1 pseudogene is annotated in these 229 nt (G+C 69.9%); it reads right to left on the reverse strand.

Annotation, left to right across the window (positions count from 1 at the left end):
- A pseudogene (locus tag E0702_RS18470) lies at positions 1 to 229 on the reverse strand (hypothetical protein); the annotation flags it as partial.

Below are 229 nucleotides of genomic sequence, written 5' to 3' on the forward strand. Positions count from 1 at the left end.
CGCCATGGCACCCACGGCGATACGGTCGACCAGCATTTCGGGGGCGAAGCCCACGATCTTGATCGGGTCGAGCTGCAGGATCGTGGCGCAATGGGCCCCCGACGGGCTGCCCGGCGAGAGATAGGCGCCCAGCTCCGCCGTGTCCTGTTCCAGCACCCCGTCGAACGGGGCGGTGATGACCAGGTTGGCGATCGCATCCTCGGCACGCTCCACGCTGGCGCGCGCGGCT

Source organism: Halomonas marinisediminis (genome assembly GCF_004347715.1).
Lineage (GTDB): Bacteria > Pseudomonadota > Gammaproteobacteria > Pseudomonadales > Halomonadaceae > Halomonas > Halomonas icarae.